The organism is Streptomyces sp. NPDC037203 (genome assembly GCF_055605065.1).
This window is the reverse complement of record NZ_JBVJUC010000008.1, coordinates 71,502-93,693: the sequence shown is the minus strand read 5'-3', so window position 1 is coordinate 93,693 and position 22,192 is coordinate 71,502. Positions and strand designations below refer to the sequence as shown.

Genomic DNA, 22,192 nt, shown 5'->3' with positions numbered 1-22,192 from the left:
TCGCACCTGAGAAGACGATCACGAGGAAGGAATGCTCCATGCTTTCCCGCCTGTTTGCCCCCAAGGTCAAGGTCAGCGCCCACTGCGACCTGCCCTGCGGCGTGTACGACCCGGCCCAGGCCCGCATCGAGGCGGAGTCGGTCAAGGCCGTCCAGGAGAAGATGGCCGGCAACGACGACCCCCACTTCCAGGCTCGCGCCACCGTCATCAAGGAGCAGCGCGCGGAGCTCGCGAAGCACCACGTCTCCGTCCTCTGGAGCGACTACTTCAAGGCCCCGCACTTCGAGAAGTACCCCGAGCTGCACCAGCTGGTCAACGACACCTTGAAGGCCCTCTCGGCCGCCAAGGCGTCCACCGACCCGGCGACGGGCCAGAAGGCGCTCGACTACATCGCCCAGATCGACAAGATCTTCTGGGAGACCAAGAAGGCCTGACCCTCCCGGTCACGCCACCTGACCTGCGATTTCCCTGATCGCCCGGTCTACTTCCCGCACCCGGCCCCCGGGGCGCCGCACCATGGCGCCCGTAGGGCCGGGTGCGGTCTTTTCCGCCGGTCTGCGAAAACCGGTAGGCCGCCCCGGGTGGCCTCCGACATGATCGGCTCATGGACACCTACCTGGACACCGAGCGACTGGCGCTGCGCCGCTTCACCGACGGGGACGCCGAGCTGCTGATAGAGCTGGACAGCGACCCGGCGGTGATGCGGTACCTGAGCGGTGGCGAGCCGACCGCGCCGGAGATCGTCCGGGAGCGTCATCTGCCGAACATCCTCGCCGGCTACGACAAGTGGGGCGGCGACCTGGGGTTGTTCGCCGCGCACGAGAAGGACGGCGGCGCGTTCATCGGCTGGTTCATCCTGCGTCCCGAGGCGCAGGGCCCCCTGGACGAGGTCGAACTCGGCTACCGGCTGCGGCAGGCGGCCTGGGGCAAGGGGTACGCCACCGAGGGCTCGCGGGCCCTGCTGCGCAAGGCGTTCACGGAGCTCGGAGTGCGCATGGTCTGGGCCGACACGATGTCCGTGAACCGGGGTTCGCGCAACGTCATGGAGAAACTCGGGATGACCCTCACGGACACCCTCCCCACTCCCCCCGACATGGCGATGGTCGAGGGCGCCGAGCTCGGAGGCGTGCGGTACGAGATCACCAAGGAGCAGTGGGAGAGGCGGTAGTCCGTCCCCGCACCGCCCCGACGCCCCGACGCCCCGACGCCCCGACGCCCCGACGCCCCGAGGGAGAGTCCCCGCCAAGAGTTCATCAAGCAACTTGGCACGCCCCCCTCCGACACCGCGCAACGGCTCGACCAGGCGATGAAGCGCCTGCGGGCGCGGTTGCGCGCGGAGTCGGGGCAGCACGCGACCGGGCTGACCGCCACCCAACTCGCCGTCCTGGCCGAGGTGGTGCGCGAGGGGCCGGTCACGGCGGCGCGGCTGGCCGCGCTGGAGCACGTCACGCCCCAGGCCATCGCCCAGAGCCTCGCGGTACTGAAGGCCGCCGGACTGGTGCACGGGGCGCCCGATCCGCGAGACGGCCGCCGCAAGCTGATCAGCGCCGACCCCTCGGCCGGCGCACTGATCGAACGGCTGCTCGCGGGCCGCGCCTCCTTCCTGGCCCGCGCCATCGCACAGGTCGTACCCCCGGAGGAACTCGACGACCTGGAGAAGGCCGTCGAGCTGCTGGAGCGTCCCGCCGGGGCCGAGATCCCCCCGCACGCCCCCTGAGATCCGCGAGGAGAACCACCGCATGACCACCCCCGCCACCCTGACCTCGATCGCCCCCGAGCGCACCGCCCTGCTGGCGATGGACCTCCAGGGCGGCATCCTCTCCCACGCCTCGGACCCGGACGCGCTGATCGAGCTGGTCAAGGGCGCCATCGCCGAGGTCCGCGCCGCCGGCGGCACCATCGGCTACGTCCGGGTCGCCTTCACCGAGGAGGACTGGGCCGCGATCCCTGAGCGGAACAAGCCCTTCGGCCCGCTCGCCGCGGCCAGGCTCAACCACCACGAGGACCCCGCGACGCAGGTCGACGAGCGGATCGCGCCCGAGGACGGCGACATCGTGGTGCGCAAGGTCCGCATCGGCGCGGCCTCCACCACCGACCTGTACGAGCAGCTGGACGCGCGCGGTATCGACACGCTGATCCTCTCCGGGATCAGCACCAGCGGGGTCGTACTCTCCACGCTGACCGACGCCGCCGACCGCGACTACCGCGTCATCGTGCTGTCCGACGGGGTCGCCGACCGTGACCCGGAGGTCCACCGGGTGCTGCTGGAGAAGGTGTTCCCGATGCGGGCGCACGTCATCGACACCGCGGGGCTGCGCGAGCTGCTGGGTTCGGCCTGACGCGTTCCGTGGAGCTCGTGAGGAGGGCGCCTTCCAGCCGGGCCGTGTCCGCACGGCCATGCGTGCGGTGCGGGGCCGGTGGGCCGCGCGGCAGGCGCGATCAGTGGAACTGCGGCACGATCAGGTAGATCCCGTACCCCACCACCGCCGCGCAGGCCAGGAAGCACAGCCCGGCCTGGGCGCGGGCCGCGATCGCCGCGCCCGCGCGGCGGTCGGCGGCGCGGGACACACCCACGACGCCGAGGGTGAAGGCGACGACCACGGTGACGGTGACGCCGAGGCTGACCGCGGCGACGCGGGCGAGGGCCGACCAGTCGATGTGCATGGCGGACTCCCGGAGTTCAGACGGCGGAGCCGACGTCGGTGGGGGGCTGGGCGCGGAGGGTGACCTCGTGGTCGTCGTTGACGTTGTCGGCGTGCACCGGATTGCGGCGGGAGACGGCGACGCCGCCCACGGCGAGGGCCAGCGCCACCAGGGCGACGACGACCGTGCCGACGTTCCCGCCGTGCTCGACCACGCCGGCCGCGAGGCCGCCGACCAGCGCGGCGAACGGCAGGGTGATCAGCCAGGCCAGCGCCATCCGTCCGGCCACGCTCCAGCGGACCTCCGCGAGCCGGCGGCCGAGTCCCGCTCCGAGGATGCTGCCGGAGGCGACCTGGGTGGTGGACAGGGCGAAGCCGAGGTGGGCGGAGGTGAGGATCACGGCGGTGGAGGCCGTCTCGGCGGCGAACCCCTGCGGTGACCGGATGTCCGTCAGGCCCTTGCCCATGGTGCGGATGATCCGCCAGCCGCCCAGATAGGTGCCGAGGCCGATCGCGAGTCCCGCGGAGCCGATGACCCAGACCGGCGGCCCGGCGCCATGGCCGAGCGCGCCCGCGGAGATCAGGGTCAGCGTGATCACGCCCATGGTCTTCTGCGCGTCGTTGGTGCCGTGCGCGAGGGAGACCAGGGAGGCGGAGGCGATCTGGCCGAGCCGGAAGCCCTTGGTCACCCGGTCCTGGCGGGCGCGGGCGGAGAGCAGATAGGCGAGGCAGGTGGCGGCGCAGGCGGCCGCGCCGGCCACCACCGGGGAGACGACGGCGGGCAGCAGCACCTTGTCGAGCACCTGCTCGACATGCACGCCCTTGGACCCCGCGCCGACCCAGACCGCGCCGATCAGCCCGCCGAACAGGGCGTGCGAGGAACTGGAGGGCAGCCCGGCGAGCCAGGTCGCCAGATTCCACAGGATCGCCCCGACCAGCCCGGCGAAGATCATCGCGGGGGTGACCAGCGTGTCGTCCACGATGCCCCCGGAGATCGTCCGGGCCACCTCGGTGGACAGGAACGCGCCCGCGATATTGAGGACACCGCTGATCAGGACCGCGATTCTGGGCCGGAGCGCGCCCGTGGCGATGGAGGTGGCCATCGCGTTCGCGGTGTCATGGAACCCGTTCGTGAAGTCGAACGCCAGCGCCGTCACGATGACGACCGCCACGAGGAACGTGATGTGGTCCATACTTCCAGCCAACCAAGACTCAACCGATTCCGCGCGGACTGGGAGATAACGCCCTCCGATACCCGAGCGGAGACAGGGTGGGGACGGCCGGATCTCCCGGTCCCGGTCCGGTGTCGGTGGGCTGTGCCAAGCTGGTGGGCGTGAGCCTGGAGGATCTGCGGCGGTTGCGGCGCGTGCGCGACCGGATGGACCGGGAGTACGCCGAGCCGCTCGACATGAGCGAGCTGGCGCGCGGCGCCCTGATGTCCCCCGGCCATTTCCAGCGCAGCTTCCGCAAGGCGTTCGGCGAGACGCCCTACAGCTATCTGATGACCCGCCGCATCGAGCGGGCCAAGGCGCTGCTGCGCCGGGGCGACCTCACCGTGACCGAGGTCTGCCTGGCCGTGGGGTGTACGTCGCTGGGGTCCTTCAGTTCCCGTTTCACCGAACTGGTCGGCCAGACCCCGAGCGCCTACCGGGCCGCCTCGCACGAACCGGCCGCGGTGATCCCCTCCTGCGTGGCCCGCGCCTTCACCCGGCCCCGCCGCCGCCCGTACTGATCCCGCCCGGCCGTTCCCCCGAGCCGCGCGCGCCGTCGTCCCGACCGGCTTAGCGTGAACGCATGAACGTACGACTCGCGCAGTGCTTCATCGCCGTGGACGACCACGACAAGGCCCTCGCCTTCTACCGCGACGTCCTCGGCCTGGAGGTCCGCAACGACGTGGGCTTCGAGGGGATGCGATGGGTGACCGTCGGCTCGCCGCACCAGCCGGACGTGGAGATCGTGCTGGAGCCGCCCGGCGCCAACCCGGACGCCTCCCCGGCCGACCGGCAGGCGCTCGCCGAACTGCTCGCCAAGGGCATGCTGCGCGGGGTCATCCTGGCCACCGACGACTGCGACGCGCTGTGGGAGCGGCTGCGGGAGTCCGGCGCCGATGTGCTCCAGGAGCCGACCGACCAGCCGTGGGGCGTGCGCGACTGCGCCTTCCGCGACCCGGCGGGCAATCTGCTGCGCTGCTTCCAGCGGCCGGTCGCCTGAACGCGCCTACGGCCTGCGGCACTTCACCCCCAGGGCTCCACGTCCACCACCGCGCTCACCGGCAACGGACCGTACAGGTGCGGGAATTCCTCGCCGCCCGGCTCCGCCGGCTCGTACCTCAGGGGCGCGTCCAGGAGCGCCGGGTCCACCACCAGGAGCACCAGCTCGTCCGGGCCGTCGTCATCGCCGTACAGGAAGGCCGCGACGGACGGAAGTTGCTCGCGTGAGGAGAAGTGGATGAAGCCCACCTGGTCGAGGGTGCGGCCACGGGTGGACACCTCGTAGGTGCCGCGCTCGCGGGCCGCCTCCCACAGGGAGCGCTCGGTGAGGTGGACGATGCGGGAGGGCTTCGGCATGGCCCCACGGTAGCTGCCGGGGCAACCGGTGAGGGTCCAGGGCGGGTCGTACGACCGGAGCCCCCGGAGCACCGTGCGGGGTCAGGAGCCGCACGGGCCCGGAGGCTCCGGGTCCTCGGGGCCGCCGGACGGACCGGCGGCACGGACCGCGACGCTCAGCTGCTGCGCCGGGTCACGAACTCGGCGAGGGCGAGCAGCCCGCCCGCCGCCTCCGGGTCCGGGATGGCGCGGGCCAGCTCCTGCATCGCGCGGGCCATCCGGTCGGCCGCCTCCGCCTGCGCCCAGTCCCGGCCGCCGGCCTGCTCCACGGCCAGCGCGGTTTGCGCTATGCCCTCGCTGTCCCCGGTGATGTACGGCTTTCCGTACAGCGCGGCGAGTTCGGCCGCCGCCGGGGTGTTGGAGACCAGCGCCGCCACCACCGGCAGGGACTTCTTGCGGGCCGCGAGATCGGCACCGGCCGGCTTGCCGGTGCGCAGCGGCTCACCCCATATGCCGATGACGTCGTCGATCAGCTGGAAGGCGAGCCCCGCCTGACGCCCGAAGCCGTCCAGCGCCTTCACCGCCTCGGGCCCCGCGCCCGCGTACAGCGCGCCGAGGGCGCAGGCGCAGCCCAGCAGCGCCCCCGTCTTCGCCTCGGCCATGGCGAGCACTTCGTCCAGCGTGACCTCGGCCGGGGCCCGGTGCTCCAGGTCGGTGTCGGCGTGCTGGCCGGCGCACAGCTCCATCACGCAGTCCGCGAGCCGGGCCGCGGCCGGAGCCGCGGCCGGGTGCGGGTCCTCGGCCAGCAGGCGCAGCGCGAGCGCCTGGAGCGCGTCCCCGGCCAGGATCGCGTCCGCGTCCCCGAACACGGTCCAGGCGGTGGGCCGGTGCCTGCGGGTGGGGTCCCGGTCCATCACGTCGTCGTGCAGCAGTGTGAAGTTGTGGACCAGCTCCACCGCCGCCGCGGCCGGTACGGCGGCCGCGCGGGCCGCCGGGCCGCCGAGCGCGCCGGCGGCGGCGAGCACCAGGGCCGGGCGGATCGCCTTGCCCGCGTGGCCTGCGGCCGGGCTGCCGTCCACGTGCTCCCAGCCGAAGTGGTAGCGCGCGATCCGGCGCATGGAACCGGGCAGCGACTCGACGGCGGCGCGCATCGCCGGGTCGACCAGCGCCCGGCTCCGCTCCAGCAGCGCCGGCGCCTCCTGCCCGTCGTGCGGGCCGGGGCCGGTGTCCCCGGTCCCCCGCCGCCCCTGTGGTACGCCGGGGTACGGCACACCACAGGAACGCTCGTCGATCTCCGTCATGGACTCGGCCATGTCTCCCCCTCGCCAGGTCCGCGGGCACCGGCGGATCCTGCCCGGCCGGACGCGTACCCCGAGGGTGTACCCGCCCATACGGCCGGGGACACGGCCGCGACGTGCGGAAACGTCACCTCCACCGGCCGATTTCGACGTTCTCCAGCACGCCGAGCGCGTCGGGCACCAGGACGGCGGCCGAATAGTAGGCCGTGACCAGGTACTTGATGATCGCCTGCTCGTTGATCCCCATGAAGCGGACGGACAGGCTCGGCTCGATCTCGTCCGGGATACCGGACTGCCGCAGGCCGATGACGCCCTGCTCCTCCTCGCCGGTACGCATCGCGATGATCGAAGTGGTCCGCGCCTCGCTGATCGGGATCTTGCCGCACGGGAAGATGGGCACCCCGCGCCAGGTGGGGATGCGGTTGCCGCCCATGTCGATGGTCTCCGGCACCAGCCCCCGCTTGTTCAGCTCGCGGCCGAACGCGGCGATCGCGCGCGGGTGGGCGAGGAACAGCTTGGTCCCGCGGCGGCGGCTGAGCAGCTCGTCCATGTCGTCCGGGCTCGGCACGCCGTCGTGCGGCTGGATCCGCTGGTCGTACTCGCAGTTGCTGAGCAGACCGAACTCCGGGTTGTTGATCAGCTCGTGCTCCTGGCGCTCCTTCAGCGCCTCGACCGTGAGCCGCAACTGCTGCTCGGTCTGGTTCATCGGCTGGTTGTACAGGTCGGCCACGCGGGAGTGGACGCGCAGCACGGTCTGGGCGATGCTCAGTTCGTACTCGCGGGGCCGGGGTTCGTAGTCGACGAAGGTGTGCGGGATGTCGGGTTCGCCGGAGTGGCCGGCCGCCAGGTCGACCGCCTTCTCGCCGTACTTGTTGGTGCGCTGCTCCGGGATCGAGCGGAGCTGGGCCAGGTGCGCGCGGAGGGATTCGGAGCGCTCGGCGATCTGCTCGAAGTCCTGGCGGCTGAGGATGAGCACGGTGCTGGCGGTGTCCGCGCGGACCGTGTACTCCCAGATGGCGTCCGGGTCGATCAGCGCCTGGTCGCCGAAGTAGGCGCCGTCGGCGAGGACGCCGAGGACCGAGTCGTCGCCGTAGGGGCCGGTGCCGATCTTCTCGACGCGGCCGTGGGCGAGCAGATACACGCCGTCGTTGCGGTTGCCGAAGTCGGCGATCACCTCGCCGGGGGCGAAGTCGCGCTGGCGGCAGCGCCGGGCCAGCTCGCCCAGGACCTCTTCGTCCTCGTACGACCGCAGGGCCGGGAGCTCGCCGAGTTCGGCCGGGATGACCTCGACCTGCCCCCCGGTCTTGATGAAGGTGATGCGGCCGTCGCCGACGGCGTACGTCAGCCGGCGGTTCACCCGGTACGTGCCACCCTGGACGTCCACCCAGGGGAGCGTGCGCAGCAGCCAGCGGGAGCTGATCTCCTGCATCTGCGGAACGGACTTGGTGGTGGTGGCCAGGTTCCGCGCTGCCGCGGTCCCGAGGGACTGCTGCGGCTTGCCCTGATCCGTGCGGACCTCATCGCCTACCGACATGTGGAAATGCCCTCCCATGTAATGCACCGGCCGCAGCGGGCCGGTCTCGCATCGAGCGTCCCATCACGCACGGTCGCCCCGCCATTACCCGAAAGAGGGGGAATGGATCATCGGACTAGTGGGCAGAAAGGAGGACTTCGGAAAACGGGCCGCGCCCGGACGCGCGTGCCCTGCGTCGGCGACAATGGCATGGTGACCAGCAGCGATCCCCTCGCCCCCCGCCTTCCCTCGCCCCTCCAGGAGCTGCGGGACGAGCGGTTCGAGCGGCGCGGGATCCGGCTGCTGCTCAAGCGGGACGACCTGATCCACCCGGAGCTGATCGGCAACAAGTGGCGCAAGCTGGTGCCGAACCTCGCCGCGGCGGCCGGCCGGCCGCTGGTCACCTTCGGCGGGGCCTACTCCAATCACCTGCGGGCCACCGCGGCGGCCGGCCGACTGCTCGGGGTGGCCACCACCGGGGTGGTGCGCGGTGAGGAGCTGGCCGGCCGGTCGCTCAACCCCTCCCTCGCCCGGTGCGCGGCCGACGGGATGCGGCTGCACTTCGCCGAACGGTCGGTCTACCGGCGCAAGGCCGAGCCGCGGACGCTGGCGGCGATCCTGCGCGCGGCCGGCGCCGAGGGCGCGTACGTCGTGCCGGAGGGCGGCAGCAACGCGGCGGCGGTGCGCGGCTGCACGGCGCTCGGGGCGGAACTGCGCGGGCACGCCGATGTCGTCGCGGTCGCCTGCGGCACCGGCGGGACGCTCGCCGGGCTCGCGGCCGGGCTGGCGAAGGGGCAGCGGGCGCTGGGCGTGCCGGTCCTGCGGGGCGGCTTCCTGGCAGCCGACACCGAGGCGTTGCAGGAACGTGCCTTCGGCGGTCGTACCGGCGACTGGTCCCTGGACGACCGCTTCCACTTCGGCGGGTACGCGCGCACCACCCCCGAACTCGACGCGTTCGCCGAGGACTTCGAGCGGCGGCACGGGCTGCCCGTGGAACGTCTCTACGTCGCCAAGCTGCTCTACGGGCTGGTGGCCCTCGCCGGGGAGGGCGCCTTCCCGCGCGGCACGACGCTCGCGGCCGTCGTCACGGGCCGGCCGTTCCCCGAACCCTAGGGTCTTCCGTTCGGATCAGGCCGGACCCCGCGAGCCCGGCGGATCCGAACGAGCGGCCCCGGCGGCCGGGTCACGCCGTCTCCCGGTACGCCGCCGCCTCCTCCAGGTCCAGGTGCCGCAGCAGGGCGCGCAGCATCTCGTCGTCGATGTAGCGGTGGTCGCGCAGCCGTACGAAGACCTCGCGTTCGGCGCTGATCATCGCGCGGGAGAGCCTGCGGTAGGTGTCGTCCACGGACTCGCCGGTGACCGGGTTCACCTGGCCGAGGCGCTCCCAGACGGCGTTGCGCCGGCGCTCCAGGACGTCGCGGAGGCGGTCGGCGAGCGGCGGCGGCAGCGCGTTGCGCTCGTCGGCGAGGAGTTCCTCCAGGCGGCGTTCGGCGGCCAGGGACGCCTGTGCCTGCGCGTTGGCCTCGGCCAGGGTCTCGGCCCGGCGGTCGCGGCCGGGGAACCTCATCAGGCGGATCAGCGGGGCGAGGGTGAGGCCCTGCACGACCAGGGTGCCGATGACCGTGGTGAAGGTCAGGAAGAGGATCAGGTTGCGCTGCGGGAAGGGCGCGCCGCCGCGCACCGTCTCCGGGATGGAGAAGGCGATGGCCAGGGAGACGACGCCCCGCATCGCGGCCCAGGAGACCACCACCGGCGCCCGCCAGGTGGGGTTCTCCTCGCGCTCCCGGACGCGCCCGGACAGCACGCGCGGCAGGAAGGTCGCCGGGAACGTCCAGACGAACCGGGCCGCCACGACGACCAGGAAGACGACGAGGGCGTACCAGGCCGCGTCGGCCCCGTGGTAGGCGGCGAGACCCTTCAGAATGGGCGGCAGCTGGAGGCCGATCAGCGCGAACACGGCCGACTCCAGCACGAAGGCGACCATCTTCCACACCGCCTCCTCCTGGAGCCTGGTCGCGAAGTCGACCTCCCAGGCGCGGTGTCCGAGGTAGACGGCGACCACGACGACCGCGAGCACTCCGGAGGCGTGCAGCTGCTCGGCGACCCCGTAGGCGACGAACGGGATCAGCAGCGAGAGGGTGTTCTGGAGCAGCGCCTCGGTCAGACGGGTGCGCAGCCAGTGGATCGGCACCATGAGCACCAGGCCGACGAGCACACCGCCGACCGCCGCGCGCAGGAACTCCTCGATGCCGCCCGCCCAGGTGGAGCCCGCGCCGACGGCGGCGGCGACGGCCACCTTGTAGGCGGTGATCGCGGTGGCGTCGTTCAGCAGCGACTCGCCCTGGAGGATCGTGGTGATCCGGGAGGGCAGCCCGACCCGGCGGGCGATCGCGGCGGCCGCGACCGCGTCCGTCGGCGCCACGACCGCGCCGAGCACCAGCGCGGCGGGCAGCGGCAGTCCGGGTACGAGGAGATAGGCGGCCCAGCCGACGGCGAAGGTCGCGAACAGCACGTATCCGACGGACAGCAGCCCCACCGGGCGCTTCTGGGCCCGCAGGTCCAGATAGGAGCTCTCGGTGCCCTCCTTGTAGAGCAGCGGGGGCAGCACCAGGGGCAGGACGACCTCGGGTTCGAGGGTGTAGTCGGGGATGCCGGGGACGTACGAGACCGCCAGGCCCACCGCGACCAGCAGCAGCGGCGCGGGCACCGGGGTGCGCCGGGCGATCCCGGCGACCGCGGCACTGCCCGCGACCAGCAACAGCAGGGGCATCACGTCCATGCTTCTCGCCCACCCTCGTCTTCCGCGCGGGCACCCGCGCGCCCGTCGTAACCTGGCAATCATGAAACAGTGCACGCACGCCGACGCGCTGCCGCAGCCGGAACCCGAGCCGCGCTCCGCGACCTGCCCGGAGTGCCTGGCGAGCGGCACGCACCCGGTGCAGCTGCGGCTCTGCCTGACCTGTGGCCACGTCGGCTGCTGCGACTCCTCTCCGGGCCGGCACGCCACCGGACACCACGAGCAGACCGGTCACCCGGTGATGCGGACGATCGAACCTGGCGAGGACTGGCGCTGGTGCTTCGTGGACCACGTCCTGGTCTGAACGGCACCCGGTCCGAGCGGCGCTCGCCGGAGCGCGGTCGCCGTGCGATTCCCGGCCGATCCGGGCGGAATCGGGGCCGCACCCCGTACGAGTGGCGTCGGGTCGTTGATCATCTTCCCGATCGGGGGCTGTGTCGTGTGACACTGCATGCGGCGGCGCGCGCACGACGGTTCGGGCGTCTGACGTCTGGGTACGTCAACCCGGCGCGGGCTCTCCCGATTTGGGGCCGCACACCCCCTAGACACGGAGCGTATCCACAGCTTTACTGTGAGTGACGCCGGGGGGACGGGGTCCCGGGGACGGATACATTCGGCGCGCGATAGCGTCACCGCTTGAACCACCAACGCGTTAGCCCCGGGGGGCGACCCTCGGCCCCTGTAAAGCTTGTACCACCATGGAGGTGAGGGTGTCCCAGATCGCAGGCGAACCCGCGGCGAACCAGGATTTCGTGGAGGTCCGGCTGCCGGCCGCGGGTGCCTACCTGTCGGTGCTGCGGACGGCCACGGCCGGTCTGGCGGCCCGCTTGGACTTCACCCTGGACGAGATCGAGGATCTGCGCATCGCCGTGGACGAGGCCTGCGCGATCCTGCTCCAGCAGGCCGTGCCGGGCTCGGTGCTCAGCTGTGTCTTCCGGCTCGTCGACGACTCGCTGGAGGTCACCGTCTCGGCCCCGACCACGGACGGCCATGCCCCCTCGCGGGACACCTTCGCCTGGACCGTGCTGTCGGCCCTCGCGGGGAAGGTCTCGTCCGCCGTCGACGAGGACAAGACGGTGTCCATCAGCCTCTACAAACAGCGCGGCGCGGGTCCCGGGCCGGCGTGAGGGAGAACGGGGACGGTCCGGTGCGGGACGAAGATCGCGGCACGCGTGAGCTGCCGACCGGGGACGGGGGTGCCCCCTGGTCGAGTGCGGCCGAGACGTCCGGGGAGAGCCCCCGCGACGGCCGGCGCATGGCGGACGGCATCGACGGCATCCCCGAGCAGGCCAGGCCACACCCGGAGGACCACTCCGCGGAGCCCGGCGGTGCGGGCGCGGACCCCGGCTCCTCGCCCGCGGCGCGCGGCGGGACCGCTCCCGCCGGCCGCGCGGGGGCGAGGCCTCGGGGAAGGGCTACGGGCGGGACGATGAGCGAGCACGAGCGATACGCCGACGACGACGCGCTGAGCGCACACGCCGCACCGCACGACCCGCACGACCGCAGCGGGGCCCGTGCGATGTTCGTCGAGCTGCGCGGACTCGACACGGGCAGCGCGCAGTACGCGGAGTTGCGCAATCAGCTGGTCCGCATGCATCTGCCGCTCGTGGAGCACCTGGCGCGCCGGTTCCGCAACCGCGGCGAGCCGCTGGACGACCTCACCCAGGTCGCCACCATCGGCCTGATCAAGTCCGTGGACCGGTTCGACCCGGAGCGGGGCGTGGAGTTCTCCACGTACGCCACGCCGACCGTGGTCGGCGAGATCAAGCGGCACTTCCGGGACAAGGGCTGGGCGGTCCGCGTGCCGCGCCGGCTACAGGAGCTGCGGCTCTCGCTGACCACGGCGACGGCGGAGCTGTCCCAGCTGCACGGCCGCTCGCCGACGGTGCACGAACTGGCCGAGAAGCTCGCCATCTCCGAGGAGGAGGTCCTGGAGGGCCTGGAGTCGGCGAACGCGTACTCCACGCTGTCCCTGGACGTCCCCGACACCGACGACGAGTCCCCCGCGGTCGCCGACACGCTCGGCGCGGAGGACGAGGCGCTGGAGGGGGTGGAGTACCGGGAGTCGCTCAAGCCGCTGCTGGAGGATCTGCCGCCGCGGGAGAAGCGGATCCTGCTGCTGCGGTTCTTCGGGAACATGACGCAGTCGCAGATCGCGCAGGAGGTCGGGATCTCGCAGATGCACGTCTCCCGGCTGCTGGCCCGGACGCTGGCGCAGCTGCGGGAGAAGCTGCTGGTGGAGGAGTAGGGCGCCTGTCCTACTCGGCGCGGCCCGGACCCTTGATGCCGAGGGCCTGTGTCGTCTCCCGGTTGACGAGGAGCACGAGCGCCGCGATGGACACGACGGCGAGGGCGATGCCGACGGGGACGGCGGCGCCGCCGGACTTCAGCATGGTGAGCCCGACCGGGAGGGCCATCAGCTGGGTGATCACGGCGGGGCCCCGGCTCCAGCCGCGGCGCAGCAGGAGGCCGCGGGTGGCGAGCAGTGGAAGCAGGGCGAGTACGGCGAGGGTGATACCCAGCGTCACGGCCTGCTGCCGGTCGTCGGGTGCGCCGGTGACGCCGAGCACGAGGACCCAGAGGCCGCCGGCGAACAGGGCGATGCCTTCGAGGGCGGCCAGGGTGGCGGCGTACGTCAGCCTCCGGGGCCGGGTTCCCTCGGTGGCGGACGTTTCCTGCGCGGGCTTCTGCTCACTGCTCACCCCAGCAGGGTAGCCGCCGGCACGCCGAGGGCCGGGGGTCGGGTCGCTCGCCTGCGCAGGCGGGGCGCCTCCTCCGGAGGGGGCACCACCGGCGCCTGCCCCCCTGGGGGTGCGGGACACCGAGCGCCGAGCCCCACTCACCCGCACCCGGAATCCGGCCGCCCCCGCCCCGCCTCAACCCGCCCCTGACCAGCACAGCCGTGTCGGACCCCCTTTCCCTCCACTCTTGTCCCCTCTTACCCGATCCCTACCTCGGTCTGGGGTCGGTACCGCCGGGTAGGTACGCTGACGTGCATGCGTGCTCTCCTCGTGGTCAATCCGGCGGCAACCACCACCAGCGCACGCAGGCGTGACGTGCTGATCCACGCGCTGGCCAGCGAGGTGAAGCTGGAGGCGGTCACCACCGAGTACCGCGGGCACGCGCGCGACCTGGGCCGGCAGGCGGCCGAGAGCGACGACATCGACATGGTCGTGGCGCTCGGCGGCGACGGCACCGTCAACGAGGTCGTCAACGGACTGCTGCACGCCGGCCCCGATCTGGCCCGGCTGCCCGGCCTCGCCGTCGTACCCGGCGGTTCCACCAACGTCTTCGCCCGCGCCCTGGGCCTGCCCAACGACCCCGTCGAGGCCACCGGCGCCCTGCTGGACGCGCTGCGCGAGGGCCGGGAGCGCACGGTGGGCCTCGGCCTCGCCTCCGGCACGCCGGGCAGCGAGGACGAAGGGGTCCCGGCCCGCTGGTTCACCTTCAACGCCGGACTCGGTTTCGACGCGGGCGTCGTCGGCCGGGTCGAGCAGCAGCGCGACCGGGGCAAGAGGTCGACGCACGCCCTCTACGTACGGCAGGTGATCCGGCAGTTCCTCGCCGAGGCCAATCGCCGGCACGGTCTGATCACGCTGGAGCGGCCCGGCGAGGACCCGATCGAGGACCTTGTTGTCGCCATAGTCTCGAACACGTCCCCTTGGACCTATCTCGGCAATCGCCCCATGTACACATCGCCTAAGGCCTCGTTCGACACGGGCATCGACGTGCTCGGTCTCAGCCGCCTGTCGACGGCCGCGGTTGCCCGGTATGGCACCCAGTTGCTCACTTCGTCCCCCGAGCGCGGGCCCCGGGGCAGGCACGCCTTCCCGCTCCATGATCTGGACCGCTTCACCTTGCATTCGAAGGCTCCGCTGCCGCTCCAGATGGACGGTGACCACCTGGGGCTGCGCACCAGCGTGACGTTCACAGGCGTACGCCGCGCACTGCGTGTGATTGTGTGAGTGGAAGAGGCGAAAGTCCTTTCACTCGAACGTTTAGGCCAGGATCCACCCCATGGAAGTACGGCTGTGACCCAGTCGACACCGAGGAATCAAAAAAAACTTTCCGGAAGGGGTTGTATCCGCCGCTGAGGTTTGCGAGTCTCTACGTGGCGATCGGGACGGCCCCCAACACCGGCCTCCACTGATCACCGGAACCCCTCTTCATACCAAGGACCCCGCCGGGGGAGACTCGGCGTTCGGCCCTTCACTTGTCGAGGGATTCGTGAAAGCGTTCACATTCACAAGCAACTTGCACGTAATACCAAGGAGAGGTAGCAGCCATGGACTGGCGTCACAACGCCGTTTGCCGCGAGGAAGACCCCGAGCTGTTCTTCCCCATCGGCAACACCGGTCCCGCGCTGCTGCAGATCGAGGAAGCCAAGGCCGTCTGCCGTCGCTGCCCGGTGATCGAGCAGTGTTTGCAGTGGGCGCTCGAGTCCGGCCAGGACTCCGGCGTCTGGGGTGGCCTCAGCGAGGACGAGCGTCGCGCGATGAAGCGCCGTGCCGCCCGCAACCGGGCTCGTCAGGCCTCCGCCTGACACACCCACCCCAGCTGACAGCCTGAGCTTGGCGGCGCGTGCATCGCGCACGCATCTCCCGCCCCCGAGCAGCAGCGCGCAGTATCCCCCGATGCCGCCAGCGAACAGCAGCGCAGCAACGAGCACGAGCCTCGGACCGAAGACGGTCCGAGGCTTTTTGCTGTCCGGGCCCCCGGGCCGCCCACCGGTACCGCTTTCCGACCACCGGCCCACCCGCCGGCACCATTGGTCGATACCAACGGCGCCTCCACAGGAGGCCGTTGACTACTTCTGCGCGCGCACCGGGATGTCCAGGATCACCCGCGTGCCCCGCTCCGGCGCCGGGACCATGTCGAACGTGCCGCCCAACTCGCCCTCCACCAGAGTCCGTACGATCTGGAGCCCCAGGTTGCCCGAGCGGTGCGGGTCGAAGCCCTCGGGCAGGCCGACCCCGTCGTCCTGGACGGTGACGAGGAGGCGGGACTCCTTCGCCGTGCCGCCGCGCACCGCCGCGACCTCCACCGTGCCGGTCTCGCCCTCGCGGAAGCCGTGCTCCAGGGCGTTCTGGAGCACCTCGGTGAGCACCATCGACAGCGGCGTGGCCACCTCGGCGTCGAGTATCCCGAACCGCCCGCTGCGCCGGCCGGTCACCTTGCCCGGCGAGATCTCGGCCACCATCGACAGCACCCGGTCGGCGATGTCGTCGAACTCCACGCGCTCGTCCAGGTTCTGCGAGAGCGTCTCGTGCACGATGGCGATGGAGCCGACCCGGCGCACCGCCTCCTCCAGGGCCGCCCGTCCGCGTTCGGAGTCGATGCGCCGGGCCTGGAGACGCAACAGGGCGGCCACGGTCTGGAGGTTGTTCTTCACCCGGTGGTGGATCTCCCGGATGGTGGCGTCCTTGGTGATCAACTCACGCTCTCGCCGTCGCAGTTCGGTGACGTCCCGGCACAGCACCAGCGCCCCGATCCGGGTGCCCTTGGGCTTGAGCGGGATGGACCGGAACTGGATCACCCCGTCGGGTGACTCGATCTCGAACTCGCGCGGCGCCCAGCCGCTGGCCACCTTCGCCAGCGCCTCGTCCACCGGGCCGCGGGTGGGGGCGAGCTCGGCGGTGGTCCGGCCGAGGTGGTGTCCGACCAGGTCGGCGGCGAGACCGAGGCGGTGGTAGGCGGACAGCGCGTTCGGGGAGGCGTACTGCACGATGCCGTCGACGTCCAGCCGGATCAGTCCGTCGCCGACGCGCGGCGAGGCGTCCATGTCGACCTGCTGGCCGGGGAAGGGGAAGGACCCGGCCGCGATCATCTGGGCGAGGTCGGAGGCGCTCTGCAGGTAGGTCAGCTCGAGGCGGCTCGGGGTGCGCACGGTGAGCAGGTTGGTGTTGCGGGCGATCACCCCGAGGACCCGGCCCTCGCGCCGTACGGGGATGGACTCGACCCGTACGGGGACCTCTTCGCGCCACTCCGGGTCGCCCTCGCGCACGATCCGGCCCTCGTCCAGCGCCACGTCCAGCATCGGCCGCCGGCCGCGCGGGACGAGGTGGCCGACCATGTCGTCCTGGTAGGAGGTGGGGCCGGTGTTGGGGCGCATCTGGGCGACCGAGACGTACCGGGTGCCGTCCCGCGTGGGGACCCACAGGACCAGGTCGGCGAAGGAGAGGTCGGAGAGCAGCTGCCACTCCGAGACCAGCAGGTGGAGCCACTCGAGGTCGGAGTCGTCGAGAGCGGTGTGCTGGCGGACCAGTTCGTTCATGGAGGGCACGGTTGCGAGCGTACCCGCGGGCCCGGCATGGCCGGAAAACACCCGCGGGCCGCGGCGCCTGGAAGGGACCCTCAACCCTCCCGGCACCGCAGCCCGGAGCATCATCGGCCGTGGGGTGTGCGGTCCCGGTCGGCCGAAGGCCGAGGAGCCGGGGCAGTCAGGGCAGAGAGCGCCGGTTCCTCGATCCGCCCTCCTGTGCGGGGAAGGCGGGGCTTGTTCGCTTCGTGCTGTCCGCTCGCGTACCGCGTCGTACGCACCGTTCGGACAGTCGCTTCGATTGTGGACTAGACCATGGGGCATGTCCATGCCCTTACGGGCATACGCGGCCCATGGCACTCGATGCCACGCAGCCTAGCCCGCCGGGGTCGACCATGGGGACGGAAGGCGTCGGAAATTCCGCGGCCCCGCGCACCGAGCCATCGGCGGCGGGGACCCGCTCTGCTAGATTGGTCTAAACCACATAGACGCACGAGCCCTCTCCAGAACGGCAGGTCCAGCGTGGAAGTTGTCATCGTTCCGGACGCCGCGGCGGGTGGCGAGCTGATCGCCGAGGCCATGGCACAGCTGCTGCGCCGCAAGCCCGACGCCCTGCTCGGCGTCGCCACCGGCTCCACCCCGCTGCCCGTCTACCAGGCGCTCGCGGCCAAGGTGCGCTCCGGCGCCGTGGACACCGCGCGGGCCCGGATAGCCCAGCTCGACGAATACGTGGGCCTGCCCGCCGAGCACCCCGAGTCCTACCGCTCGGTACTGCGCCGCGAGGTGCTGGAGCCGCTCGGCATCGCCATGGACTCCTTCCTCGGCCCCGACGGCACGGCCGAGGACGTCCAGGCGGCGTGCGAGGCGTACGACCGCGCGCTCGCCGCGGCCGGCGGGGTGGACCTCCAGCTGCTCGGGATCGGCACCGACGGGCACATCGGGTTCAACGAGCCCTGCTCCTCGCTCGCCTCCCGCACCCGGATCAAGACCCTGACCGAGCAGACCCGCGTGGACAACGCCCGCTTCTTCGACGGCGCGATCGAGCAGGTCCCGCACCACGTCATCACCCAGGGCATCGGCACCATCCTGGAGGCGCGGCACCTGGTGCTGCTCGCGACCGGCGAGGGCAAGGCGGACGCGGTGGCGGCGACCGTGGAGGGGCCGGTGGCGGCCGTGTGCCCGGCCTCGGCGCTCCAGCTGCACCCGCACGCCACGGTCGTCGTGGACGAGGCGGCCGCGTCCAAGCTGAAGCTGGCGGACTACTTCCGGCACACGTACGCGAACAAGCCGCAGTGGCAGGGGATCTAGGGCGCCGGGGCCGGACCCCCCGCCGGGACCCCTGTTGGACTAGACCAGCTCGGGCCCCGGCGGTATACAGGGGGATCACGGAGCGCGCGGGTGGAGTCCTGACGCGGCAGGCCGTGCCACGATGTGAGCCGTGGCCGATGGGGATGTCGGTCGCTTTCGGCATCCGGAGCCGGGAAGGCAGAGCATGAGCACCGACGTCAGCAGTGCGGAGAACGAGGCCGGCACGACCGTCCGTACCGCGCGCGTGCCGAAGTACTACCGCCTGAAGAAGCACCTGCTCGACATGACGCAGACGCAGGCTCCGGGCACGCCGGTCCCGCCGGAGCGCACGCTGGCCGCGGAGTTCGACACCTCCCGCACCACCGTCCGCCAGGCGCTCCAGGAGCTGGTCGTGGAGGGCCGTCTGGAGCGCATCCAGGGCAAGGGCACCTTCGTCGCCAAGCCCAAGGTCTCCCAGGCGCTCCAGCTCACCTCCTACACCGAGGACATGCGCGCCCAGGGCCTGGAGCCGACCTCGCAGCTGCTGGACGTCGGCTACATCACCGCCGACGACCGGCTCGCCGGGCTGCTCGACATCTCCGCCGGCGGGCGCGTGCTGCGCATCGAGCGGCTGCGCATGGCCAACGGCGAGCCCATGGCCATAGAGACCACCCACCTGTCCGCCAAGCGCTTCCCCGCGCTGCGCCGCTCGCTGGTGAAGTACACGTCCCTCTACACCGCGCTCGCCGAGGTGTACGACGTCCATCTCGCCGAGGCCGAGGAGACCATCGAGACCTCGCTGGCCACCCCGCGGGAGGCCGGTCTGCTCGGCACCGACGTCGGACTGCCGATGCTGATGCTCTCCCGGCACTCGCTGGACCGTGAGGGCCTCCCGGTGGAGTGGGTGCGCTCGGTGTACCGGGGCGACCGGTACAAGTTCGTCGCCCGGCTCAAGCGCCCGCTGGACTAGGGCCTCGCGTTCGGAGCGGGCCGGGCCTTCGCCGAATCGATATACCGACCTGCGGACAGGGTCTTCCTCTGCCACGACACCGTCACCTAGATTGCCTGCTCATTACACCGGTGATCTACGAGGGGACGGAGCCGCAGCATGTCTGAAACGCCCGAAGCGAGACCACCGGTGGTGACACCGCTCCGCGTGGTCATCGGCATCTGTCTCGTCGCGCCGTTCGTGGCGATGCTGTGGGTCGGCTCGTACGCGAAGACGGATCCGGCGTTCATCGGGATCCCGTTCTTCTACTGGTACCAGATGGCCTGGGTGCTGATCTCCACCGCCCTCACCATGATCGCGTACAAGCTCTGGCAGCACGACCAGCGCTCCCGCCGTGCCGCGCAGGGGGGTGCCGCGCAGTGAAGACCGGAGTCAACGGCGTCGCGCTCGGCGTCTTCATCTTCTTCTTCCTGGCCGTCACGGTCCTGGGCTTCCTCGCCGCGCGCTGGCGCCGCGCCGAGAACGAGCACACGCTGGACGAATGGGGCCTGGGCGGCCGGTCGTTCGGCACCTGGATCACCTGGTTCCTGCTCGGCGGCGACCTGTACACGGCGTACACCTTCGTGGCCGTACCGGCGGCGGTCTACGCGGCGGGCGCGTCCGGCTTCTTCGCGGTGCCGTACACGATCCTGGTGTACCCGCTGATCTTCACCTTCCTGCCGCGGCTGTGGTCGGTCTCGCACCGCCACGGGTACGTCACCACCTCCGACTTCGTGCGCGGCCGGTTCGGCTCGAAGGGGCTGTCGCTCGCGGTGGCGGTGACCGGCATCCTGGCGACGATGCCGTACATCGCGCTCCAGCTCGTCGGCATCCAGGCGGTGCTGGACGTGATGGGCGTCGGCGGCGGCGACGACACCAACGCGTTCGTGAAGGACCTGCCGCTGCTGATCGCGTTCGCGGTGCTCGCGGCGTACACCTACTCCTCGGGCCTGCGGGCGCCCGCGCTGATCGCCTTCGTCAAGGACGCGCTGATCTACCTCGTGATCCTGGTCGCGATCATCTACATACCGATCAAGCTGGGCGGGTTCGACGACGTCTTCGCCAAGGCGGCCCACGCGTTCAGCCAGGTCAACCCGGCCACCGGCAAGCCGCGCGGGGCGCTCGCGCCGCCGCCCGCCGGGCAGTGGACGTACGCCACGCTGGCGCTCGGTTCCGCGCTCGCGCTGTTCATGTACCCGCACTCGATCACCGCGACGCTCTCCTCCAAGAGCCGCAACGTGATCCGCCGCAACACCACGATCCTGCCGCTGTACTCCCTGATGCTGGGCCTGCTGGCGCTGCTGGGCTTCATGGCGATCGCGGCCGGGGTGAAGGTCACCAACGGGCAGCTGGCGATCCCGCAGCTGTTCGAGGACATGTTCCCGGACTGGTTCACCGGTGTGGCGTTCGCGGCGATCGGCATCGGCGCGCTGGTGCCGGCGGCGATCATGTCGATCGCGGCGGCGAACCTGTTCACCCGCAACATCTACAAGGACTTCATCAAGCCGGACGCCACGCCGAAGCAGGAGGCGCAGGTCTCCAAGTTCGTGTCGCTGCTGGTGAAGGTCGGCGCGCTGGTCTTCGTGCTCGGCATGGACAAGACGGTCGCCATCAACTTCCAGCTGCTCGGCGGCATCTGGATCCTGCAGACCTTCCCGGCCCTGGTCGGCGGCCTGTTCACCCGCTGGTTCCACCGCTGGGCGCTGCTCGCGGGCTGGGCGGTCGGCATGGTCTACGGCACCCTCGCCGCGTACGGTGTCGCCTCCCCCACCCAGAAGCACTTCGGCGGCTCCGCCGACGACATTCCGGGCATCGGCCAGATCGGCTACATCGGCATGACGGCGTTCGTGCTCAACGTCCTCGTCACGGTCGTGCTGACCGTCGTCCTGAAGGCCGTGAAGGCCCCCGAGGGCATCGACGAGACCCGTCCCGAGGACTACACGGCGGACGCGGGCGATCCGGGCGTCCAGGTGGAGCTGCCGCCGGCCACGGCGGGCACCAGCCACTGACCGTCTCCGCACACGACAACCGCCCACGGGCCGCCGGAAAGCACCTGCTCCGGCGGCCCGTTGCCGTGCACACTCGCCTGCATGGACATCCGCATCCGCCCCGCCGACCCGGCCGAGTACGACGAACTCGGCGAGCTCACGGCCGAGGCCTACCTCCTCGACGGCCACCTCGACTTCGGCGAGAGCGACCCGTACCTCCCCGTACTCAAGGACGTGGCCGCGCGAGCCGCCTCCGCCGAGATCCTCGTCGCCGTGCTGGGGGACCGCCTTGCCGGCGGCGTGACCTTCGTCCCCTCGGGCGGCCCCGTCGCCGACATCGCGCGGCCCACGGAGGCCGAGATCCGGGCGCTGGCAGTGCGGCGCGAGGCACGTGGCAGGGGCACCGGCGAAGCCCTCGTGCGCGCCTGTGTCGACCGTGCTCGGGGCACCGCGGGGTGCTCGTCCGTCGTCCTCTCCAGCCAGCGCACCATGCACAGCGCCCACCGGCTCTACGAACGTCTCGGGTTCGTGCGCACGCCCGAGCGGGACTGGAACCCCGCCCCGGAGCTGGACGACGTCACCCTCATCACCTACAAGTTGACGCTCTGACACCAGGGCGACACAACATCTGGGGGTGACACGGCAGCCCGGCACTAGATGTATGCTCATGGTCGCTGTCGTCGCAGGGGAATCCGGTGCGAATCCGGAACTGTCCCGCAACGGTGTACTTGTGCGTATCCGCGCACAGGAGTCAGTCCGAGGACCTGCCGGCAGCGCACCCGGCCCACCGGACCGGGTGCTCTGAGACGTCCGGGCCTCGTGGAGTGGGCCGGTGGACGCGACGCCGTGTGCGCTCGTGGCTGCCCCCTGCCCT

The 22,192-nt window shown here is 71.6% G+C and carries 25 protein-coding genes and 1 riboswitch; of the genes, 17 read left to right on the top strand and 8 right to left on the bottom strand.

Annotated elements, in window-relative coordinates; all coding sequences use genetic code 11:
• The first annotated feature begins 38 nt into the window (after positions 1–38).
• From sodN to ACZ7EC_RS22130, 4 genes are all read left to right on the top strand, one after another.
• Positions 39–434: a superoxide dismutase, Ni gene (gene sodN, locus ACZ7EC_RS22145; protein WP_014674929.1), complete on the top strand. Its 396-nt coding sequence runs from the start codon at positions 39–41 to the stop codon at positions 432–434.
• A 170-nt stretch (positions 435–604) separates the two neighbouring features.
• Entirely contained in the window at positions 605–1,168 is a 564-nt protein-coding gene (locus ACZ7EC_RS22140; protein ID WP_471064946.1) for a GNAT family N-acetyltransferase, read from the top strand.
• Between the two features lie 138 nt (positions 1,169–1,306).
• Positions 1,307–1,717, top strand: coding sequence for a MarR family winged helix-turn-helix transcriptional regulator (locus tag ACZ7EC_RS22135; RefSeq protein ID WP_471064944.1), 411 nt, complete (start codon positions 1,307–1,309; stop codon positions 1,715–1,717).
• A gap of 22 nt (positions 1,718–1,739) precedes the next feature.
• A complete protein-coding gene (locus ACZ7EC_RS22130; protein WP_471064943.1) occupies positions 1,740–2,339 on the top strand; it encodes a cysteine hydrolase family protein in 600 nt (199 codons plus the stop codon).
• 100 nt (positions 2,340–2,439) lie between these two features.
• Here the strand turns inward: ACZ7EC_RS22130 and ACZ7EC_RS22125 are convergent, their stop codons facing one another.
• Both ACZ7EC_RS22125 and ACZ7EC_RS22120 read right to left on the bottom strand, forming a co-directional pair.
• Positions 2,440–2,664, bottom strand: coding sequence for a hypothetical protein (locus tag ACZ7EC_RS22125; RefSeq protein WP_471064941.1), 225 nt, complete (start codon positions 2,662–2,664; stop codon positions 2,440–2,442).
• A gap of 16 nt (positions 2,665–2,680) precedes the next feature.
• The gene (locus tag ACZ7EC_RS22120) at positions 2,681–3,835 is read right to left on the bottom strand and encodes an inorganic phosphate transporter (protein ID WP_471064940.1); all 1,155 of its coding nucleotides are present in this window, start codon (positions 3,833–3,835) and stop codon (positions 2,681–2,683) included.
• 185 nt (positions 3,836–4,020) lie between these two features.
• Here ACZ7EC_RS22120 and ACZ7EC_RS22115 point away from each other — a divergent pair, with 185 nt between their 5' ends.
• Together ACZ7EC_RS22115 and ACZ7EC_RS22110 are read left to right on the top strand one after the other, a co-directional pair.
• Positions 4,021–4,374 carry a helix-turn-helix transcriptional regulator gene (locus ACZ7EC_RS22115; protein WP_471065282.1) on the top strand — a complete coding sequence of 118 codons (354 nt, stop codon included), beginning with the start codon at positions 4,021–4,023 and terminating at the stop codon, positions 4,372–4,374.
• A gap of 62 nt (positions 4,375–4,436) precedes the next feature.
• On the top strand, positions 4,437–4,853 hold the full coding sequence (locus ACZ7EC_RS22110; protein ID WP_471064938.1) for a VOC family protein: 417 nt from the start codon (positions 4,437–4,439) through the stop codon (positions 4,851–4,853).
• A gap of 23 nt (positions 4,854–4,876) precedes the next feature.
• Here ACZ7EC_RS22110 and ACZ7EC_RS22105 read toward each other — a convergent pair whose 3' ends face one another.
• The 3 genes from ACZ7EC_RS22105 to ACZ7EC_RS22095 all read right to left on the bottom strand — a co-directional run bounded on the left by ACZ7EC_RS22105 (position 4,877) and on the right by ACZ7EC_RS22095 (position 8,020).
• Positions 4,877–5,209: a DUF952 domain-containing protein gene (locus tag ACZ7EC_RS22105; protein WP_471064936.1), complete on the bottom strand. Its 333-nt coding sequence runs from the start codon at positions 5,207–5,209 to the stop codon at positions 4,877–4,879.
• Between the two features lie 155 nt (positions 5,210–5,364).
• Positions 5,365–6,501 (bottom strand): family 2 encapsulin nanocompartment cargo protein polyprenyl transferase, encoded by a 1,137-nt coding sequence (locus ACZ7EC_RS22100; protein WP_471064933.1) that lies wholly within the window; start codon positions 6,499–6,501, stop codon positions 5,365–5,367.
• A gap of 112 nt (positions 6,502–6,613) precedes the next feature.
• A complete protein-coding gene (locus ACZ7EC_RS22095) occupies positions 6,614–8,020 on the bottom strand; it encodes a family 2B encapsulin nanocompartment shell protein (RefSeq protein WP_471064931.1) in 1,407 nt (468 codons plus the stop codon).
• Positions 8,021–8,209: 189 nt separating this feature from the next.
• Here ACZ7EC_RS22095 and ACZ7EC_RS22090 point away from each other — a divergent pair, with 189 nt between their 5' ends.
• Positions 8,210–9,112 (top strand): 1-aminocyclopropane-1-carboxylate deaminase/D-cysteine desulfhydrase, encoded by a 903-nt coding sequence (locus ACZ7EC_RS22090; RefSeq protein ID WP_471064930.1) that lies wholly within the window; start codon positions 8,210–8,212, stop codon positions 9,110–9,112.
• A 70-nt stretch (positions 9,113–9,182) separates the two neighbouring features.
• Here the strand turns inward: ACZ7EC_RS22090 and ACZ7EC_RS22085 are convergent, their stop codons facing one another.
• A complete protein-coding gene (locus tag ACZ7EC_RS22085) occupies positions 9,183–10,778 on the bottom strand; it encodes a Na+/H+ antiporter (protein ID WP_471064928.1) in 1,596 nt (531 codons plus the stop codon).
• Between the two features lie 61 nt (positions 10,779–10,839).
• On the opposite strand from ACZ7EC_RS22085, the gene ACZ7EC_RS22080 reads away from it, so the two are divergent.
• The 3 genes from ACZ7EC_RS22080 to ACZ7EC_RS22070 all read left to right on the top strand — a co-directional run bounded on the left by ACZ7EC_RS22080 (position 10,840) and on the right by ACZ7EC_RS22070 (position 13,044).
• The gene (locus ACZ7EC_RS22080; protein ID WP_471064927.1) at positions 10,840–11,100 is read left to right on the top strand and encodes a UBP-type zinc finger domain-containing protein; all 261 of its coding nucleotides are present in this window, start codon (positions 10,840–10,842) and stop codon (positions 11,098–11,100) included.
• Between the two features lie 406 nt (positions 11,101–11,506).
• Positions 11,507–11,923, top strand: coding sequence for an ATP-binding protein (locus tag ACZ7EC_RS22075; RefSeq protein ID WP_009190566.1), 417 nt, complete (start codon positions 11,507–11,509; stop codon positions 11,921–11,923).
• A 20-nt stretch (positions 11,924–11,943) separates the two neighbouring features.
• Positions 11,944–13,044 (top strand): RNA polymerase sigma factor SigF, encoded by a 1,101-nt coding sequence (locus tag ACZ7EC_RS22070; RefSeq protein ID WP_471064925.1) that lies wholly within the window; start codon positions 11,944–11,946, stop codon positions 13,042–13,044.
• Positions 13,045–13,054: 10 nt separating this feature from the next.
• Here the strand turns inward: ACZ7EC_RS22070 and ACZ7EC_RS22065 are convergent, their stop codons facing one another.
• The gene (locus ACZ7EC_RS22065) at positions 13,055–13,498 is read right to left on the bottom strand and encodes a hypothetical protein (RefSeq protein ID WP_471064923.1); all 444 of its coding nucleotides are present in this window, start codon (positions 13,496–13,498) and stop codon (positions 13,055–13,057) included.
• Positions 13,499–13,792: 294 nt separating this feature from the next.
• On the opposite strand from ACZ7EC_RS22065, the gene ACZ7EC_RS22060 reads away from it, so the two are divergent.
• Positions 13,793–14,761: a diacylglycerol/lipid kinase family protein gene (locus tag ACZ7EC_RS22060; protein ID WP_471064921.1), complete on the top strand. Its 969-nt coding sequence runs from the start codon at positions 13,793–13,795 to the stop codon at positions 14,759–14,761.
• A 320-nt stretch (positions 14,762–15,081) separates the two neighbouring features.
• A complete protein-coding gene (locus ACZ7EC_RS22055) occupies positions 15,082–15,339 on the top strand; it encodes a WhiB family transcriptional regulator (RefSeq protein ID WP_003992873.1) in 258 nt (85 codons plus the stop codon).
• Positions 15,340–15,603: 264 nt separating this feature from the next.
• Here the strand turns inward: ACZ7EC_RS22055 and ACZ7EC_RS22050 are convergent, their stop codons facing one another.
• Positions 15,604–17,079: a sensor histidine kinase gene (locus tag ACZ7EC_RS22050; RefSeq protein WP_471064919.1), complete on the bottom strand. Its 1,476-nt coding sequence runs from the start codon at positions 17,077–17,079 to the stop codon at positions 15,604–15,606.
• 498 nt (positions 17,080–17,577) lie between these two features.
• On the opposite strand from ACZ7EC_RS22050, the gene nagB reads away from it, so the two are divergent.
• The 5 genes from nagB (at position 17,578) to ACZ7EC_RS22025 (ending at position 21,927) form a co-directional block, all read left to right on the top strand.
• Entirely contained in the window at positions 17,578–18,363 is a 786-nt protein-coding gene (gene nagB, locus ACZ7EC_RS22045) for a glucosamine-6-phosphate deaminase (protein WP_471064917.1), read from the top strand.
• A gap of 184 nt (positions 18,364–18,547) precedes the next feature.
• The gene (locus tag ACZ7EC_RS22040; protein ID WP_471064915.1) at positions 18,548–19,312 is read left to right on the top strand and encodes a GntR family transcriptional regulator; all 765 of its coding nucleotides are present in this window, start codon (positions 18,548–18,550) and stop codon (positions 19,310–19,312) included.
• A 138-nt stretch (positions 19,313–19,450) separates the two neighbouring features.
• A complete protein-coding gene (locus ACZ7EC_RS22035) occupies positions 19,451–19,714 on the top strand; it encodes a DUF3311 domain-containing protein (protein ID WP_471064913.1) in 264 nt (87 codons plus the stop codon).
• A complete protein-coding gene (gene mctP / locus ACZ7EC_RS22030; RefSeq protein ID WP_471064910.1) occupies positions 19,711–21,339 on the top strand; it encodes a monocarboxylate uptake permease MctP in 1,629 nt (542 codons plus the stop codon). Before ACZ7EC_RS22035 ends, mctP begins: the two co-directional genes overlap by 4 nt.
• A gap of 81 nt (positions 21,340–21,420) precedes the next feature.
• Positions 21,421–21,927, top strand: coding sequence for a GNAT family N-acetyltransferase (locus ACZ7EC_RS22025; RefSeq protein WP_471064908.1), 507 nt, complete (start codon positions 21,421–21,423; stop codon positions 21,925–21,927).
• 42 nt (positions 21,928–21,969) lie between these two features.
• Positions 21,970–22,104, top strand: a riboswitch (cobalamin riboswitch).
• Positions 22,105–22,192: the final 88 nt, after the last annotated feature.

Bases quoted from the DNA above. Each gene is read 5' to 3' on its own strand.
- sodN (WP_014674929.1), top strand. From the start codon at position 39: ATGCTTTCCCGCCTGTTTGCCCCCAAGGTCAAGGTCAGCGCCCACTGC.
- ACZ7EC_RS22140 (WP_471064946.1), top strand. From the start codon at position 605: ATGGACACCTACCTGGACACCGAGCGACTGGCGCTGCGCCGCTTCACC.
- ACZ7EC_RS22135 (WP_471064944.1), top strand. From the start codon at position 1,307: ATGAAGCGCCTGCGGGCGCGGTTGCGCGCGGAGTCGGGGCAGCACGCG.
- ACZ7EC_RS22130 (WP_471064943.1), top strand. From the start codon at position 1,740: ATGACCACCCCCGCCACCCTGACCTCGATCGCCCCCGAGCGCACCGCC.
- ACZ7EC_RS22125 (WP_471064941.1), bottom strand. From the start codon at position 2,664: ATGCACATCGACTGGTCGGCCCTCGCCCGCGTCGCCGCGGTCAGCCTC.
- ACZ7EC_RS22120 (WP_471064940.1), bottom strand. From the start codon at position 3,835: ATGGACCACATCACGTTCCTCGTGGCGGTCGTCATCGTGACGGCGCTG.
- ACZ7EC_RS22115 (WP_471065282.1), top strand. From the start codon at position 4,021: ATGGACCGGGAGTACGCCGAGCCGCTCGACATGAGCGAGCTGGCGCGC.
- ACZ7EC_RS22110 (WP_471064938.1), top strand. From the start codon at position 4,437: ATGAACGTACGACTCGCGCAGTGCTTCATCGCCGTGGACGACCACGAC.
- ACZ7EC_RS22105 (WP_471064936.1), bottom strand. From the start codon at position 5,209: ATGCCGAAGCCCTCCCGCATCGTCCACCTCACCGAGCGCTCCCTGTGG.
- ACZ7EC_RS22100 (WP_471064933.1), bottom strand. From the start codon at position 6,501: ATGGCCGAGTCCATGACGGAGATCGACGAGCGTTCCTGTGGTGTGCCG.
- ACZ7EC_RS22095 (WP_471064931.1), bottom strand. From the start codon at position 8,020: ATGTCGGTAGGCGATGAGGTCCGCACGGATCAGGGCAAGCCGCAGCAG.
- ACZ7EC_RS22090 (WP_471064930.1), top strand. From the start codon at position 8,210: ATGGTGACCAGCAGCGATCCCCTCGCCCCCCGCCTTCCCTCGCCCCTC.
- ACZ7EC_RS22085 (WP_471064928.1), bottom strand. From the start codon at position 10,778: ATGGACGTGATGCCCCTGCTGTTGCTGGTCGCGGGCAGTGCCGCGGTC.
- ACZ7EC_RS22080 (WP_471064927.1), top strand. From the start codon at position 10,840: ATGAAACAGTGCACGCACGCCGACGCGCTGCCGCAGCCGGAACCCGAG.
- ACZ7EC_RS22060 (WP_471064921.1), top strand. From the start codon at position 13,793: ATGCGTGCTCTCCTCGTGGTCAATCCGGCGGCAACCACCACCAGCGCA.
- ACZ7EC_RS22055 (WP_003992873.1), top strand. From the start codon at position 15,082: ATGGACTGGCGTCACAACGCCGTTTGCCGCGAGGAAGACCCCGAGCTG.
- ACZ7EC_RS22040 (WP_471064915.1), top strand. From the start codon at position 18,548: ATGAGCACCGACGTCAGCAGTGCGGAGAACGAGGCCGGCACGACCGTC.
- ACZ7EC_RS22035 (WP_471064913.1), top strand. From the start codon at position 19,451: ATGTCTGAAACGCCCGAAGCGAGACCACCGGTGGTGACACCGCTCCGC.
- ACZ7EC_RS22025 (WP_471064908.1), top strand. From the start codon at position 21,421: ATGGACATCCGCATCCGCCCCGCCGACCCGGCCGAGTACGACGAACTC.